Here is a 14,192-nt window from a genome sequence, read left to right on the forward strand (position 1 = left end):
GATGAACGAGTCATCGTTGCGGGAACTGGGTCTGGACCTGCTGGAGGATCGCCAGTTCGAGCGGGCGCTCGCGGTGTTCGCGGAGGCGGTGCGTCGGCTCCCGGCGGATCACCGCTCGCGGATGCTGGCGGCGCGGTGTCTGTTGGAGCTGGGCGAGCGCGAGCGGGCGGTCACCGTCTATCACGCCTGCGCCGAGGGCCTGCTGCGGCGCGACTACCTGCTGTCCGCGATGGCCGCCTGCAAGCTGGGCCTGGAGGTGGCGCCCCAGGAGCGGCGGCTGAAGGACACGCTGGTGCGGCTGCACGCGCGCGCGGCGCGCAACGTGGCCGGACGCGCCTCGGTGCCCCCGCCGCTGCCGCCCGAGACGCTCTATGACGGCAAGGTGGACACGGACCTGATGGGGTTGTCCGGCGAGGAGCTGAGCGACCGGGCCATCGAGGTGCTCGCCGCGCCGGATCCGGGTGGCACGGCCAACCCCAACGACCGGCCGCCCCTGCCGCTCTTCGCGGACCTGGAGCGCGACGCGTTCATCGACCTGGTGGGCCGCATGGGCTACCGCTCCATCAAGCCCGAGGAGGTGGTGAGCCGCGAGGGCGAGGCCACGGACCGGCTGCACGTCATCGTCGCCGGCAAGGCCGAGGTGACGCGGCAGTCCGAGGGGGAGGAGCGGACGCTGGGCTTTCTCGGGGGCGGCTCCATCTTCGGAGAGCTGTCGCTGCTCACGGGCGCGGCCACCACGGCCACCGTCACCGCGGTGTCGGACATCGAGGTGTTCGAGCTCCGCCGCGAGCACCTCAACGCGGTGGCCAAGAGCTTCCCCTCGATGCCGCAGGTGCTGGCCACCTTCGCGCAGAAGCGCATGGAGCGGAACCTGACGGCCACCTCGCCGCTGTTCCAGCCCATGCCCGAGTCCGAGCGCGCCGCGCTCCTGCAGCGCTTCACCTTCCGCGCCCTGCAGCCCGGGGAGAAGGTGCTGGTGGAGGGCGAGCACTCGCCGGGCCTCTTCCTGGTGCTCGCGGGGGAGTTGGTGGTGCAGAAGGACGACCCGGCCGGTGGCACGGTGCGCCTGGGCGTGCTGCGCGAGGGCGAGGTGGCGGGGGAGATCTCCCTGCTCACCGGCCTGCGCGCGACGGCCACGGTGGTGTCGGCACGCAAGACGGCCACCTCGTTCCTCGAGCGCTCGGCCTTCCACGAGCTGGTGAAGGCGTATCCGCACATCAAGAAGTACCTGGAGCAGCTCTCGGATCGCCGGCTGAAGCAGATCGGCGAGGCGCTGCGGCCCGCGGAGATCATCGACGCGGACGAGCTGGTGACGGAGAGTGGCGGCGCATGATGACGTTGTCGCGAGGGCAGGTGCTGGGAGTGGTGCTGGCGCTGCTGGCCGCGGGCGCGGTGCTGTTCTTCTGGCCCCGGGAGGAGCCCGGGGTGAAGGAGGCCATCACGCGCAAGGTGGTGCAGATGACCGACGCCGCCGAGCGCAAGGACATGGCCGAGCTGATGGAGGGCGTGGCCGAGAACTTCCAGACGGGCGAGGGCTGGGACAAGCAGCAGGTGAAGGGCGTGCTGCTGGGCCAGGTGCTCCGGGGCAACTGGGTCCGCATCTTCGTGAAGGACCTGAACGTCACCGAGGTGAATCCCAGCCGCGGCGACGTGCAGCTGAAGATCATCTTCGGCCGCTCGCAGACGGATCAGCTCGAGACCCTGGCGCAGGAGAGCGTGCTGAGCGCCTACCTGATCGAGGGCACCTTCGAGAAGCAGGACGACGGCGAGTGGCGCATCGTGCAGGCGAAGCACCGCACCTTGAGCCCGACCGAGCTCTTCTGAGCATCTCGTGCCCCCTCCCTGTCCCTCGTACCGCGCGAATTGCTACCTGCTCCTGAGAACGATGGCCCTCTTGGGGGTGCTCGTATCGGGCTGTGCATCGGGGCCGGCTCATCCGAGTCCAGCCGATGATGCGAGCACCCACGGGTCCGTGGGAATGACCGGTGGCGCTTTTTCTCCAGCCGTCGAAGAGCTCGACCGTTACGTGCTCGTCATCCAGGAGTCCCCTGGCGGTCGTGTCACGCATAGCTGGCGACCCGCCGAGGAGGTTGACCTCTCGCCCTTCAGGCTCCAGTCCCGAGCTGAGAGAACCTACGGACGTATCGTGCTCGCGGCTGCTGCCAGCCGTCGCGACTGCGATGAAGAGAACCGTCAATGCATCAGTGAGTGTATGAGCACCCCTGTCCCCCGAGGCTATGGGCACATGTCGACTCGGGACCGGGGGAAGGGCGGGAAGCGTGAATACTGTGAGCGCCGATGCATGCGGCCCTATATCGATTGCAAGAATGCGCAGGGCGAACGCGTTCTCGATTTTTCGGCCGCGGGCCAGGCGGTTGATTGGTTGAAGCGATACCGTCAGGAGATTCTGGTGGGGGGAACGGTCGTCATCGCAGGGGTTGCCTTTGTTGCGGTTGCGTCCAGTGGCGGCGCACTGCTCCTCGTTCCGGCTTTGTTGTTGGCGGCATCATGATCCCCGCGCGGGATCCACATTCTGGCGGCGTCACCATGGCAATCGGAGACCTGATCAACGACGCGGTAGATCTTCTCGGACGTGTCCATGAGAAGACCCAGACCCCAGAGGAGCAGGAGTTGCTTCGTGCCGCGGCCGACGCGCTCCGATTCATCTGGGCAACGGGTCTGACCTACGAGTTCGTGGACTATCGGGAGAGTCTGGATGTCGAGTCCCCAGCCCCGGTGGTCGCCGCTTTCAAGACGCGCGAAGAGGCGGATTCCTGGCTGGCGAATCATCCCAAGCCGCCGGCCATGGCTTATGTCCTGATCGCGGGCGAGTACCATGTGGTGGCGTATCGCCGCGAGAGCGATTGGCGCACCTTCCTCCCTCATCCGACGCTCGAGTTCTATCTCGAGGAGATGAGGAGGGACGGCCTGCCTCCGGTGGTGGCCACGTTCAACACTCGTGACGAGGCGGATGCCTGGTTTGGCAGCCAGTCCGAGCCCCCGGCTCAGGCCGTCATCCAGATTGGCGGCGAGCACTACCTCGCGGTGTATTACCGAAACATCAAACACCGCGCCATGTTCCCATTCTCTGTCGTGGAGAAGCTCCATGCGCGGCGGAAGGGGAGCGCGCACGAAGGGCCGGGGGCGTAGAAGCTGTTGCCCGACAGCCCCGGCGGCCGCGTCTACTGTTGCAGCAGCGCGTCCGCCTCGGTCTTCCAGGCCTTGGCCATGGCGGGCTGGCCCCCGGCCGCCAGCCGCTTCTCCACGTCCGTGGCCTTGGCCTTCAGCGTCTCGAGGGGCGCCCCGTTGAGCTGGGCGCGGCTCAGCCCGAAGAAGTAGTGCTGGCAGCCCTTGGCGAACTCGCCCTGGGCGAAGAGCAGCTCTCCCATGGCCTCGTAGGCCTCGGGCATGGCGCCCATGCCGCTCTCCGGGGCCACCTCCGTGAGCAGGGGCCGGGCCGCGTCGTAGTCCTTGCGCGCCAGCAGCAGCGTGGCCTTGGCGTACTGCGCACGCGCCAGGCCCACGCCCTTCACCGCGAGCGCCCGGTCATACGCCGCCATCGCGTCCTCCGAACGCGCCAGCGCCTCCATCACCTGGCCTCGCGCCAGCCAGTACCGGTCGTCCCGCTCCAGCGCGCCCACCGTCTTGCCCTCGGCGGACGGCACCTGCACGTCGCGGAAGACGGTCTCGTACGCATCCAGCAGCGCCAGGGCGCCCTCGCCATCCCCCGCCTGCTGCAGCGCCTTCGCGCCATCCAGGTAGAGCAGGGTGGCCGTGCGCCGCTTCGCCACCGCCTCCAGGAAGGCCGTGCGTGCGCCCGTGTCCTTCTTCTGGGCCATGGCCCGCGCGCGGATGAAGAGGGCATGGTGCTCGTCCGGGGACGCGGCGAGCGCCTCTCCGGCCTCCTTCAGCGCCTCGTCCGTCTGGCCTTCCGTCAGCGCCAGCGCGGCCTTCACCACCCGGGCCCGGGCCTTCAACGCCGGGGTGAGCTCGGCCTCGCGCGCCAGCACGTCCGTCACCGTCCTGGTGGCCTCCTCCCGCCCCGTGCCCTGGTACAGCCGGGCGAGCGCCAGCGAGAGGCGCGCGCGCAGGTGGTCCGCGTTGGCGGCCGTGGCCTTCTTCAGTGCCTCGGCGGCCTGGCCGTACATGCCCTCATCGAGCAGCGCCTCGCCATGGGCCACCGGGTAGCGCGGCTCGCGCCACGCCGCCTCACTGGCCCGCGCGAAGGCCTGCCGCGCATCCGACAGCCGCCCGCGCGCCAGCAGTGCCTGGGCCTCGGCCAGCGCCAGCTTGGGGCTCTTGGCGCCCTGCGTCTTCAAGTCCTCCAGGTACTTCTCCGCCTCCGCTGCCTTGCCCTCGGCCAGCAGCAGCATCGCCCGCGCGCCGTAGCGCTCACCCGAGCGCGAGTCCAACGCCTCGGCGCGCGCCAGGTGCTCGCGGGCCCGGGCCTCGGCCTCCGGCTGGCGGTGCTCCAGCCACAGCCGCATGTGCAGGTCCGCCGCCAGCGCCCGGCCGTCCCGCGCGTCCGCGTCCAGTTGGAAGAGGGCGTCCAGCTCCGTCAGCGCCTTGCGCAGATCCGCCGGGTTGTCGCGCTGCGCCTGCGTCCGCGCCGCCTTCATCCGCGCGTCCACCTGCTGGCGCACCTGTCCCCGGTGCACCACGTACGTCACCGCGCCCGCCAGCAGCACCGCCACCACGCCGATCTGCGCCAGCGCGCTCGGCAGGCTCTCCCGCCTCCGCCCGTCCCGCTGTCCGCCGTTGCTTCCATTCGTCGCGGTCATGGAGGCTGCCTCCCAAACGAAATTTGAATGGTTTCAGACGTTTATGGATGAGACGATGGGGTCGGCCGTAGATAGGCACGACACCCCCAAGCGTCAACGCGGGGCACCCATCCGGGGCGGCGCGTGTGCCGCGGGGAGGACATCATGGCGCTCTACACCACCATCGACGCGGAGGCCTTCAACCGGCTGGCGGAAGCCTACGGGCTGGGCACGGTCCGCGAATTCAGCGGCATCCCCCAGGGGTCCATCAACTCCAACTACCGGCTGGTGACGGCCTCGGGCCGCTTCTTCGTGCGGCACACCACGGTGCGCTCGGCCGAGGTGCTGCGCTTCGAGGCGGAGCTGCTCTCGCTGCTCAACGAGTCCCACTGCCCCGCGCCGCGGCTCGTCCGCACGCGCGAGGGCGCTCCCTTCCTGGAAATGGAGGGCGGCCGGGTGAGTGTCTTCGCGTGGCTGGCGGGCGAGGAGCTCACCCGCGCGCAGCTCACCCCGGAGCACCTGGAGTCGCTGGGCCTGGAGCTGGGCAAGCTGCACCGCGTCACCCTGTCCTTCGGCGGTACGAATCCCAACCCGTACGGCCCGGAGGTGGTGGGCGGCTGGCTGGAGGGGCTGCGGAGCCACCCGGACGCGGAGCTGTCCGCCATCGCCGGAGAGCTGCAGGGCTACCTGGCCCAGGCCGAGTCGGCGCGCGGAGGCCTGGAGCCGCGCGGCATCATCCACGCGGACCTCTTCATGGACAACGTGAAGTGGCTGGGGGACCGGGTGAGCGCCTTCTTCGACTTCGAGATGGCGTGCCGGGACTTCTACGCGCTGGACGTGGCCATCACCCTCAACGCGTGGTGCTTCGACAACGGCGCCTACCGGCCGGAGCTGTGCCGGGCGCTGCTGCGCGGCTACCAGGTGGAGCGCTCGCTGGTGCCGGTGGAGCGCGAGAGCCTCTTCGGCCACGCCCTCTTCGGAGCGGTGCGTTACACCGCCAGCCGCATCCGCGATTTCCACCTGTCCGGGCTGCCGCCTGACAAATTGTCACCCAAGGACTTCCGCACCTACCTCGCCCGGGCGCGGGCCCTCTCCCACATGGGGCCCGAGGGACTGCGCGCGCTCGTCGGGGTGTGAGCGCGCGCGGCGGGGATTCCAGCTCAGCGCCTCAAGGGCTCAGATGCCGGTGACGATGCGCCACTTCCCGTCCTCCTTCTGGAGGACCATCTGCTTCAGCTCGGAGTCGCGCTGGGGCCTGTCCATCAGCGTCGGCACCCGCCAGGTGGCGTTCCAGTAGTAGATGACGGTGGCCACGCCGTCGCGCTGCACGTCCATCTTGCGGATGTCGATGTCCACCTTGGGCGCGTCAATCCGGGAGAAGAGGGCCGGGAAGCTCCTGGGTCAGGTTCTGGTAGGTGAGATCATCCGCGGGGTCCTCGGTGCCGGAGTTGTCGCGGAACGACTTCGAGACGAGCCCCTGGATGGCCTTGGCATCGCGCGCCTCGACGGCGGCGCGGTACTGCTCCATCACGTTGAGGACGGCGCGGGTGTCTTCGGTGTCGGGAATCTGCGTGCCCGGAATGTTGCGGGGGGTGCAGGCCGCGAACACCAGCAGGGCACAGACGAGCAGCGGACGGACGTTCATGGTGTTGGAGTCTCCGTGAGAGGCAACCGCGCACGGGAAGATGCATTCCCCGTGCCGGGAGCGGGGGGATTCAACCCGGGTGGCTGGCGCGTCTATCGGAAAGCGTCGCGGGGCACCAGGGGGCCACCGAAGTGGCGGTCCTCGAAGTCACACCGCTCGGCCCACTCGGTGGTGACGGCGCGGAAGGCGGGGCCATGGTCGGGCAGGGCGCCCACCTCGTGGCGCACCGTGCCGCAGTCCCCGGCCAGGTAGGCCGCCTGCACCCGGATGCGGAGCGCCTCGCGGCGGATGGCCTCGGGCAGCTCGCCCTCCAGGGCGCGGGTGAGGTGGGGCAGGGCCTCGGTGGGGGCGTCCACCTGGAGCAGTCGCCGGCCGAGCAGGTAGTTCAGGTACGGATCCTTGGGGGTGCTCTCCAGGGCGCTGGCGAGCCGCAGCAGGCGCAGCTCCTCCTGCGTCTGCCGGAAGTAGGCCTGGATGGGGGCGGCGCGGGCCTCGGACTCGAGCGCGGCGAGTTTCACCTGGGCGGTGCGCGTCACCTCCGGGCTGGGGGCGAGCGCGAGCACCCGCTCCAGGAAGGCCCGTGCCTGCTCCTTGTTTCCCCGCCGGGACGCCGTGTCCGCCTGGGCCAGGGCCACTTCCGCTTCCAAGGAGGGCTGGCCCTTCACCTGCTCGGCGAGCGCGCCCAGCACCTGGGTGGCCTCGTTCGGCCGCTCCAGCCTGTCGAGCGCGGCGGCCTGGCCGAGCTGGAAGGTGGGCTCCTGGGGCTGGAGACGGGCGGCGCGCTGGTAGAGCTCGAGCGCCTGCTGGGGATCGCTCGCGAGGAAGTCCCGGGCCTCTTCCTGGAGGAGGGCCACCTCGCGGGCGCAGGCGCGGGAGAAGAGGCTGCCGGAGCGGAAGCGCTGGAAGGCGCGGCTCACCGTGGTCTCGTCCAGCGGCAGCGAGTCCAGGAACGTCTCCCACTCGGTGGCGAGCGCGTCCAGGGGGCGGCCATAGGCGGCCTCGAAGTCGGCGTGGGCGTAGAGGGCGCGCAGCTTGTCCGGGCCGTAGGTGTCGGCGAGGTGGCGCAGGAAGGAGCCCACCAGGGTGTACGCGCGGGCGGGGGCGGATTGGTAGAAGCCCTCGGGGCCCACCAGCTTGCGGATGTCCGGGGCGAGCTTCTGCCGGCGCATGCCCGCGGCCCACTCGTGCAGGGTGAGGTCTCCCTGGACGGGGTTGTCCGCGCCCACCGCCATGCCCTCGATGACGCCCATGAGGGGCCAGACGCCCAGCCGGGTGGTGACGCGGAAGGGGGCGCTGCCGGCGGGGGCCGCCATGACGTGCGCCAGCTCGTGCTTGAGGACGGAGTGGGGGAAGTCCCGGCCGTTGATGTGCAGCTCCAGGCGCCAGGGCTTGGCGAACTGGGTGCGGCCGGCGCCCACCAGGGCCTGCTTCTCCTCGTCCGTGCGGTACAGCCACACGCGGATGCGGCCCTCGGGGACGGCGCCGAGGAAGCGCGCGAGCTGGGCGTAGCGGAACTCGAGATCCCTCGCATACCGCTCCACCTTCTCGCGGGGCAGGCCGCGCGGGTAGATGAACTGGAAGTGCTCCGTGTCGCGCACCCCGCCGAGCCGCGCCATGAGGGCCGCGTCCGTCATCCGCAGGCCCAGGTCCGTGCCATGCGCCTCGAGGAGGACGATGGGGACGAGCACCAGGCCGAGCACGGCGAGCGCTCCGGCGCGCAGGCGGGGGCGGCGCAGGCGGGCCTCGGGGACGTCCAGGCAGAGGACGGTGAGGGCGAGGAAGGCCAGGGCGAGCAGCAGCGTCTCCAGCCGGAACCAGAGGAGGGCGGAGGAGATGGAGAGCGCCTCGTCATAGAGGGGGCCCGGCATGTGCCCGAGGAAGTGGTTGAAGGCGTAGACCTGGGGCCCGAAGACGATGGGCCAGGCGGTGGGCAGCGCCGAGAGGAGGATGAGCCCCAGGTAGAGGAGGACGGCGCGGCCCCAGCGGCGGGTGGCGAAGCCGCAGAAGACGCCCGCGACGGCGGACAGCACCGCGGAGGGGAGGGTGAGCAGGGGGTAGAAGCCCACCAGCGCGAAGGGGTCGCACCGGGTGCCGACCAGGGCGTACAGGGTGGCCGCCAGGAAGGGGGGCACCACGGCGCCCAGGTCGACGAGCAGGGCGGGGGCCAGCGCCCTCCAGGCCATGCGGCCCGGGGAGTCCGGACGGGGGGAGTCCGGCGCGTGCCCGGGAGCCTGTCCGGCGAGCAGGCGGCGCTCCTGATGCACCGCGGCGATGCCTGTTCCGCCTCCGAGCAGGCCGACGGCGATGGAGAGGGTGAGACCCAGCTCGAAGCCGGGCACCCCGAAGAGGGGCAGGAAGACGAGGGCCGAGCCGCCAGCCGCCAGGGCCCCGGCGAGCACCAGCACCGGGGGGCGCCGGAGGAGCTCGAGTGGCACGGAAGAGGACTTGCCGCATGGCCTTCTCCTATACTCCCCCCAGCATGGCCGAACAGAAGACAGGCGCTGAAATCCGCCAACACACTCGGGCTCCCATCGAGTTGAAGGTGGACTACAAGAAGCTCAACTCGTTCTTCGCGGACTACACGAAGAACATCTCGAAGGGTGGCACCTTCATCAAGACGAAGAAGCCGCTGCCCATCGGGACGCGCTTCCTCTTCAAGCTCACCGTGCCCCAGCGCGAGGCCCCCTTCGAGCTGCTCGGCGAGGTGGTCTGGTCCAAGGGGGACGTGGAGGAGCCCGGCATGGGCATCCGCTTCATCTACAACGACGACCGCCAGCGCGGCGAGTTCGAGGGTGTGGTGGAGCGGCTGATGGCGGACAGCCTCGGCACGCAGCTCACCGAGAAGCTGCTCAACAAGCAGCTCCCCATGGGATGAGCAGGGGCTGGCGGCGCGGGTTGTGGGCCGTGCTGCTGTTGACGGCCTGGCAGGCTCCCGAGGCCAGGGACACGCCATCCCCGCCAGCGGGTAGGGGCCGGAAGGTGACGGACGTGGAAGCAAAGGACTACGTGGGACCCACGCTGCCGAGGGCGCGGGTGTTGCTCGAGGACGCCTCGGGTGGCGTGCACCGGGTGGACGTGGAGGTAGCCGCCACGCCGGAGGCGCGCACGCGCGGGCTGATGTGGCGCCAGGAGCTGCCGGCGGGGCAGGGCATGCTCTTCGTCTTCCCCGAGGACGAGGTGCAGAGCTTCTGGATGCGCAACACGCTCATCCCGCTGGACATGCTCTTCATCGACTCGGCGGGGAAGATCGTCGGCATCATCGAGAGCGCCCAGCCGCGCACGCTCACCTCGCGCTCGGTGGGACTGCCCGGACGCTACGTGCTGGAGGTGCCCGGCGGCTGGTCCCGCGCCCAGGGCCTCGCGCGTGGCGGCACCGTGCGCTTCCAGGGCCTGGAGAGCCTTCAAGTCGTGCCCTGACAGAGACAGCCCCATGAAGACGGTCATCTTCGCTTGTGTCCACAACGCCGGCCGCTCGCAGATGGCGGCGGCCTTCTTCAACGCGCTGGCCGATCCCCAGAAGGCCCGGGGCGTGTCCGCGGGCACGCAGCCCGGCGAGCGCGTGCACCCGGAGGTGCAGGCCGCCATGGAGGAGATTGGCATCGACCTGTCGGGGGCGAAGCCCCAGCGCCTCACGGACGAGCTGGCCCAGGGCGCGCAGTGGCTCATCACCATGGGCTGCGGCGAGGCTTGCCCGCACGTGCCCGGGCTGAAGCGCGATGACTGGCCGCTGGAGGATCCCAAGGGCAAGCCGGTGGAGCGGGTGCGGCAGATTCGCGACGAGGTGCGTGCGCGTGTGTCGGCCTTCCTGGCCCGCGAGGGCTGGGCGAAGTAACGCCGGGAAGGCGGCAGGCCGGCCGGTCTGCATCCGAGAGCAGCGAGCGCTGCTCGAACGCATCGGTTGGCAGCCCGCTGGGGGCTCGACGGACTGGCGGTGTCACCTGCCGTGAAGGTGCACAACGTCGCGACATGCGAGCTCTTACCTACGACGGCCCCTATCGAGTCTCCGTACGCAACAAGCCCGAGCCGAAGATCCTGCATCCCCAGGACGGCATCGTCCGCGTGACGAGCGCGGCGATCTGCGGCTCCGACCTTCACATCCTGCACGGGCTCGTCCCGGACACCCGCATCGGGTTCACGTTCGGCCACGAGTTCACGGGCATCGTGGAGGAGGTAGGCCCGGGGGCCCAGGGGGTCAAGAAGGGTGACCGGGTGATGCTGCCATTCCAGATCTTCTGTGGCGGCTGCTACTTCTGTACCCGGGGCCTAACCTCGTGCTGCGAGAACACCAATCCGGCCACCGACGCGGGGACCGGTATCTACGGCTACTCCCACACCATGGGGGGCTACGATGGCGGCCAGGCCGAGTATGTCCGCGTGCCCTTCATCGGGGTGGACGCCGAGAAGATTCCCGATGACGTCGATGACCTCGATGCCCTGCCCATCACGGACGCGTTCACCACCGGCTACCAGGCCGCCGAGATGTGTGACCTCAAGGGAGGCGAGACGGTCCTGGTGCTCGGGTGCGGCCCGGTCGGCCTGTTCGCGATGTGGTCGGCCTGGGCGATGGGCGCGGGCCGGGTCATCGCCGTCGACCATGTCGATTACCGCCTCGAGTTCGCCCGGAACTGGTTCGGCGTCGAGACGCTCAACTTCAAGGAGCTCGACCTCGTCACCACGGTGAAGGGGATGACGGAAGGCCGGGGCGCGGATGCCACCATCGACGCGGTCGGTTGCGAGGCGGCGGGCGGGCCGGGGCATCGCGCGCTGGGCATCTACATGAAGCTGGAGGCGGGTTCGCCGCAGGCGATCAACTTCGCCATCCACGCGACGCGCAAGGGCGGGGTGATCTCGCTCATCGGCGTCTACGGCCCTCCGTCCCTGGGCGTGGACATCGGCACCTTCATGAACAAGGCGCAGACGATGCGCACCGGCCAGGCCAGCGTGAAGCGCTACATGCCGCACCTGCTGGAGCACGTCCGGGCCGGGCGGATCAAACCCAGCAAGGTGTTCACCCACCGTTTGCCGCTCGAGCAGGCGTCGCACGGCTACCACACGTTCGCCCAGAAGCGTGACGGCTGCGTCAAGGTCGCGCTCTTCCCCAACGGAACCATTCACTAGGACGGAGACCCTCATGGAATCCACGCCAGAGCTATCGACCCCGGAGACCATCCAGAAGCACTCCGGGTACCAATCCATGCAGCCCGTGAAGAGGCCGGAGTACTGGGGCGTCGACCTCGACCCCTCGCGCCGGCCGGGTGTCCCGATGATGCGCGAGCCGCGGCCGTGGCCGAACACGCGCTTCCCACCGGAACGCCAGCAGGGGGAGTCGGCGGTACCGATGCACGGCCGCCCCAACAAGGAGATGCCTCCGGTCTTCGGCACCGCCACCCCGCTCAAGGGGCTCTCCGGGATGATCCGCAAGTACGCCTACAGCCTTCCGGACCACTACCCGAGCCACTGGCTCCTGAAGATGCTCGGGGACCGGGTGGACTCCTGGAGCTATCACACCCGCCGCGCGTTGCCGGTGGTGTTGCCGTTCGCGGTGTTGGGCTTCCTCGGCGCCCGCGGACGTCGCTGAGCCACTCGCGTCCCCACTCCCTCTCCCTCTGGGCGAGGGCAGGGGTGAGGGTCTATCCGTGGGGCTGCGTCTTCTCGCGGGAGATGGGCCCCACCTTGCCCCGAGTGACGCGCAGGTAGTCCGCGGGCGAGAGCACGATCTGCGTGCCCCGCACGCCCGCGGACACGGCGATGGTGTCGAAGAGCTCGAGCGTCTCGTCCACGAACACAGGGTACTCCTTCTTGCCCCCGATGGCCGTGACGCCGCCGCGGATGTAGCCCGTGAGCGGCTGGAGCTCCTTGAGCGGCACGGTGTCCACCTTCCGGTCCCCGCTCAGCCGAGCCAGCGCCTTGAGATCCAACTCCCCGTTGCCCGGCACCACGGCCATGAGCACGCCAGTCCGGTCCCCGCGCGCCACGAGCGTCTTGAAGACCTGCTCCGGAGGCATGCCCACCTTGGCGGCCACCGTCTCGGCGGACAGGTCCTCCGGGTCCACGTCGTAGTCACGCAGCTCGTAGCGGACGCCGAGCGAGTCCAGCAGCCGTGCCGCGTTCGTCTTCACGTGCTCACGCTCCCAGGGCCTGGCGGGCGGCCTTGATGCGGGCCAGTGCTTCCTCGGGGGTGGTGCCCACGGCGGACAGGTGCCCCATCTTCCGGCCCTTGCGCGCCTCGCGCTTGCCATAGAGGTGCAGCCGCACGCCCGGCATGGCCAGCACGGACTCGAACTTCGGCCCGCCCTCGTGCAGCCACAGGTCTCCCAGCAGGTTGACGATGGCCGCGTGCCGCACCACCTCCACCGAGCCCAGCGGCAGGTTGCACACCGCGCGCACCGCCTGCTCGAACTGGCTGGTGAGGCACGCCACCTCGGTGGCGTGGAAGCTGTTGTGCGGGCGGGGCGCCAGCTCGTTCACCAGGAGCCGGCCGTCCTTCAAGAGGAACAGCTCCACCACCAGCAGGCCCTCGACCTCGAGCGCCGTGGCCATGGCGCGGGCGAGCCTCCGTGGCCTGGGCGCTCACCTGGGGCGAGACCTGGCCCGGCAGCAGGGACCAGTCGAGAATCCGCTCCTCGTGGTGGTTGTAGGCCGGCGGGTACACCGCCACCTCGCCGTTGGGCGAGCGCGCCACCAGCACGGACAGCTCGGCCTCCAGGTCCAGCGCGGCCTCCACCACCACCGGGCGCTGGCCCAGCTCGCGCCAGGCGTCCGGAGCCTCGGTGGCGGACTTCACCTGGTACTGGCCCCGGCCGTCATAGCCGCCCTCGCAGGACTTCACGAAGCAGCGCCCGCCCAGCTCCGTGGCCGCCGTGGCGAGGGACTCTTCCAGGTCGGCCTGCTTCCACGGACCCTGGGGGAAGCCGTGCTTCGCCAGCCAGGCCCGTTGCCGCCCGCGGTTCTGCACCACCTCGAGCACCCCGGGGCCCGGCCGCAGGGGGGCGTGCTGGGCCACGGCGCGCAGGGTGGCCATGGGAATCTTCTCGATCTCCAGCGTCACCACGTCGCACGCGCGCCCCAGCCGGGTGGCGTCCGCCGTGTTGCTGAAGTCGGCCGTGTAGCACTGGTCCACCACGAAGCGCGCCGAGCACGCCGGGTCCGGATCCAACGCCTGCACCTGATAGCCCAGGGTGCGCGCGGACAGCGCCATCATCCGGCCGAGCTGCCCACCACCGAGGATGCCGAGCGTGCCGCCCGGCAGGACCGTCTTCTTGTTCATGCGAGCTCCCTGTCCCGGAGCACCTCGTCGGTGCGGGCCTGCCGCCAGGCGGCGAGCCGCGCGCGGAGCTTCCGGGTACTTGAGCGACAGGATGGAGGCGGCGTACAGCGCGGCGTTGATGCCCCCCGGCTTGCCAATGGCCATGGTCCCCACCGGCACGCCCTTGGGCATCTGCACGATGGACATCAGCGCGTCGAAGCCGTTGAGCACCGTGGCGGGGATGGGCACGCCGAGCACCGGCAGCAGTGTCTTGCTCGCCACCATGCCCGGCAGGTGGGCCGCGCCTCCCGCCGCCGCGATGATGACCGACAGCCCGCGTCCCTCGGCCGTCTCCGCGTACTCGATCATCCAGTCCGGCGTGCGATGGGCCGACACCACCCGCACCTCATGCGGGATGCCCAGCTCCTTCAGCACGTCGATTCCGGGGCGCAGGTGCTCCAGGTCGCTCTTGCCCCCCATGATGACGCCCACCCACGGTGTGTCCGCGCTCAAGCTCTCGCCTCCGGTGCGCCCTCCTGGT

General features: G+C 70.2%; 16 protein-coding genes and 2 pseudogenes. 10 read left to right on the forward strand and 8 right to left on the reverse strand.

From position 1 onward, the window contains the following. Nucleotide 1: 1 nt before the first annotated feature. The 4 genes from ACN28I_RS45215 to ACN28I_RS45230 all read left to right on the forward strand — a co-directional run bounded on the left by ACN28I_RS45215 (nt 2) and on the right by ACN28I_RS45230 (nt 3,150). Nucleotides 2-1,333, forward strand: a complete 1,332-nt coding sequence (locus ACN28I_RS45215; RefSeq protein WP_420948062.1) for a cyclic nucleotide-binding domain-containing protein — start codon at nt 2-4, stop codon at nt 1,331-1,333. Beyond that, nucleotides 1,330-1,824, forward strand: coding sequence for a hypothetical protein (locus ACN28I_RS45220; protein ID WP_420948063.1), 495 nt, complete (start codon nt 1,330-1,332; stop codon nt 1,822-1,824). Before ACN28I_RS45215 ends, ACN28I_RS45220 begins: the two co-directional genes overlap by 4 nt. A 478-nt stretch (nt 1,825-2,302) precedes the next feature. Then, entirely contained in the window at nt 2,303-2,512 is a 210-nt protein-coding gene (locus tag ACN28I_RS45225) for a hypothetical protein (protein WP_420948064.1), read from the forward strand. Between the two features lie 35 nt (nt 2,513-2,547). Beyond that, nucleotides 2,548-3,150 (forward strand): head protein, encoded by a 603-nt coding sequence (locus ACN28I_RS45230; RefSeq protein WP_420948065.1) that lies wholly within the window; start codon nt 2,548-2,550, stop codon nt 3,148-3,150. A gap of 32 nt (nt 3,151-3,182) precedes the next feature. Here the strand turns inward: ACN28I_RS45230 and ACN28I_RS45235 are convergent, their stop codons facing one another. Continuing rightward, nucleotides 3,183-4,781, reverse strand: coding sequence for a tetratricopeptide repeat protein (locus ACN28I_RS45235; protein WP_420948066.1), 1,599 nt, complete (start codon nt 4,779-4,781; stop codon nt 3,183-3,185). 144 nt (nt 4,782-4,925) lie between these two features. Between ACN28I_RS45235 and ACN28I_RS45240 the strand changes: the two genes are divergently transcribed. Beyond that, the gene (locus tag ACN28I_RS45240; RefSeq protein WP_420948067.1) at nt 4,926-5,897 is read left to right on the forward strand and encodes a homoserine kinase; all 972 of its coding nucleotides are present in this window, start codon (nt 4,926-4,928) and stop codon (nt 5,895-5,897) included. A 39-nt stretch (nt 5,898-5,936) separates the two neighbouring features. Here ACN28I_RS45240 and ACN28I_RS45245 read toward each other — a convergent pair whose 3' ends face one another. The 3 genes from ACN28I_RS45245 to ACN28I_RS45255 all read right to left on the reverse strand — a co-directional run bounded on the left by ACN28I_RS45245 (nt 5,937) and on the right by ACN28I_RS45255 (nt 8,840). Further along, on the reverse strand, nt 5,937-6,116 hold the full coding sequence (locus ACN28I_RS45245; RefSeq protein ID WP_420948068.1) for a hypothetical protein: 180 nt from the start codon (nt 6,114-6,116) through the stop codon (nt 5,937-5,939). A gap of 10 nt (nt 6,117-6,126) precedes the next feature. Then, nucleotides 6,127-6,405 (reverse strand): hypothetical protein, encoded by a 279-nt coding sequence (locus tag ACN28I_RS45250; protein WP_420948069.1) that lies wholly within the window; start codon nt 6,403-6,405, stop codon nt 6,127-6,129. A gap of 92 nt (nt 6,406-6,497) precedes the next feature. Then, on the reverse strand, nt 6,498-8,840 hold the full coding sequence (locus ACN28I_RS45255) for a hypothetical protein (RefSeq protein ID WP_420948070.1): 2,343 nt from the start codon (nt 8,838-8,840) through the stop codon (nt 6,498-6,500). A 17-nt stretch (nt 8,841-8,857) separates the two neighbouring features. Between ACN28I_RS45255 and ACN28I_RS45260 the strand changes: the two genes are divergently transcribed. From ACN28I_RS45260 to ACN28I_RS45280, 5 genes are all read left to right on the forward strand, one after another. Continuing rightward, a complete protein-coding gene (locus ACN28I_RS45260; protein WP_420948071.1) occupies nt 8,858-9,280 on the forward strand; it encodes a TIGR02266 family protein in 423 nt (140 codons plus the stop codon). After that, entirely contained in the window at nt 9,277-9,822 is a 546-nt protein-coding gene (locus ACN28I_RS45265) for a DUF192 domain-containing protein (RefSeq protein WP_420948072.1), read from the forward strand. The genes ACN28I_RS45260 and ACN28I_RS45265 overlap by 4 nt, the downstream gene beginning before the upstream one ends. Nucleotides 9,823-9,835: 13 nt before the next feature. Further along, complete coding sequence (locus ACN28I_RS45270; RefSeq protein WP_420948073.1) at nt 9,836-10,237, forward strand: low molecular weight phosphatase family protein; 402 nt, start codon at nt 9,836-9,838, stop codon at nt 10,235-10,237. 134 nt (nt 10,238-10,371) lie between these two features. Then, nucleotides 10,372-11,523, forward strand: coding sequence for a zinc-dependent alcohol dehydrogenase (locus ACN28I_RS45275; protein ID WP_420948074.1), 1,152 nt, complete (start codon nt 10,372-10,374; stop codon nt 11,521-11,523). Nucleotides 11,524-11,536: 13 nt separating this feature from the next. Beyond that, the gene (locus tag ACN28I_RS45280; protein ID WP_420948075.1) at nt 11,537-11,983 is read left to right on the forward strand and encodes a hypothetical protein; all 447 of its coding nucleotides are present in this window, start codon (nt 11,537-11,539) and stop codon (nt 11,981-11,983) included. Nucleotides 11,984-12,035: 52 nt separating this feature from the next. On the opposite strand, the gene ybaK is transcribed toward ACN28I_RS45280, so the two are convergent. The 4 genes and pseudogenes from ybaK to purE form a co-directional block, all read right to left on the reverse strand. Continuing rightward, nucleotides 12,036-12,524, reverse strand: coding sequence for a Cys-tRNA(Pro) deacylase (gene ybaK, locus ACN28I_RS45285; RefSeq protein ID WP_420948076.1), 489 nt, complete (start codon nt 12,522-12,524; stop codon nt 12,036-12,038). A 4-nt stretch (nt 12,525-12,528) separates the two neighbouring features. Further along, nucleotides 12,529-12,945 carry an ATP-grasp domain-containing protein gene (locus ACN28I_RS45290; protein ID WP_420948077.1) on the reverse strand — a complete coding sequence of 139 codons (417 nt, stop codon included), beginning with the start codon at nt 12,943-12,945 and terminating at the stop codon, nt 12,529-12,531. Between the two features lie 73 nt (nt 12,946-13,018). Then, a pseudogene (locus ACN28I_RS45295) lies at nt 13,019-13,672 on the reverse strand (ATP-grasp domain-containing protein); the annotation flags it as partial. After that, nucleotides 13,669-14,131, reverse strand: a pseudogene (gene purE, locus ACN28I_RS45300) (5-(carboxyamino)imidazole ribonucleotide mutase). The pseudogenes ACN28I_RS45295 and purE, both read right to left, overlap by 4 nt. Nucleotides 14,132-14,192 lie beyond the last annotated feature (61 nt).

It is taken from the genome of Archangium gephyra, assembly GCF_049060025.1.
GTDB classification, from domain to species: domain Bacteria; phylum Myxococcota; class Myxococcia; order Myxococcales; family Myxococcaceae; genus Archangium; species Archangium gephyra_A.

Bases quoted from the DNA above. Each gene is read 5' to 3' on its own strand.
- ACN28I_RS45220 (WP_420948063.1), top strand. From the start codon at position 1,330: ATGATGACGTTGTCGCGAGGGCAGGTGCTGGGAGTGGTGCTGGCGCTG.
- ACN28I_RS45265 (WP_420948072.1), top strand. From the start codon at position 9,277: ATGAGCAGGGGCTGGCGGCGCGGGTTGTGGGCCGTGCTGCTGTTGACG.
- ACN28I_RS45275 (WP_420948074.1), top strand. From the start codon at position 10,372: ATGCGAGCTCTTACCTACGACGGCCCCTATCGAGTCTCCGTACGCAAC.
- ACN28I_RS45225 (WP_420948064.1), top strand. From the start codon at position 2,303: ATGCGGCCCTATATCGATTGCAAGAATGCGCAGGGCGAACGCGTTCTC.
- ACN28I_RS45235 (WP_420948066.1), bottom strand. From the start codon at position 4,781: ATGACCGCGACGAATGGAAGCAACGGCGGACAGCGGGACGGGCGGAGG.
- ACN28I_RS45280 (WP_420948075.1), top strand. From the start codon at position 11,537: ATGGAATCCACGCCAGAGCTATCGACCCCGGAGACCATCCAGAAGCAC.
- ACN28I_RS45240 (WP_420948067.1), top strand. From the start codon at position 4,926: ATGGCGCTCTACACCACCATCGACGCGGAGGCCTTCAACCGGCTGGCG.
- ACN28I_RS45250 (WP_420948069.1), bottom strand. From the start codon at position 6,405: ATGAACGTCCGTCCGCTGCTCGTCTGTGCCCTGCTGGTGTTCGCGGCC.
- ACN28I_RS45260 (WP_420948071.1), top strand. From the start codon at position 8,858: ATGGCCTTCTCCTATACTCCCCCCAGCATGGCCGAACAGAAGACAGGC.
- ACN28I_RS45290 (WP_420948077.1), bottom strand. From the start codon at position 12,945: ATGGCCACGGCGCTCGAGGTCGAGGGCCTGCTGGTGGTGGAGCTGTTC.
- ACN28I_RS45215 (WP_420948062.1), top strand. From the start codon at position 2: ATGAACGAGTCATCGTTGCGGGAACTGGGTCTGGACCTGCTGGAGGAT.
- ACN28I_RS45270 (WP_420948073.1), top strand. From the start codon at position 9,836: ATGAAGACGGTCATCTTCGCTTGTGTCCACAACGCCGGCCGCTCGCAG.
- ACN28I_RS45230 (WP_420948065.1), top strand. From the start codon at position 2,548: ATGGCAATCGGAGACCTGATCAACGACGCGGTAGATCTTCTCGGACGT.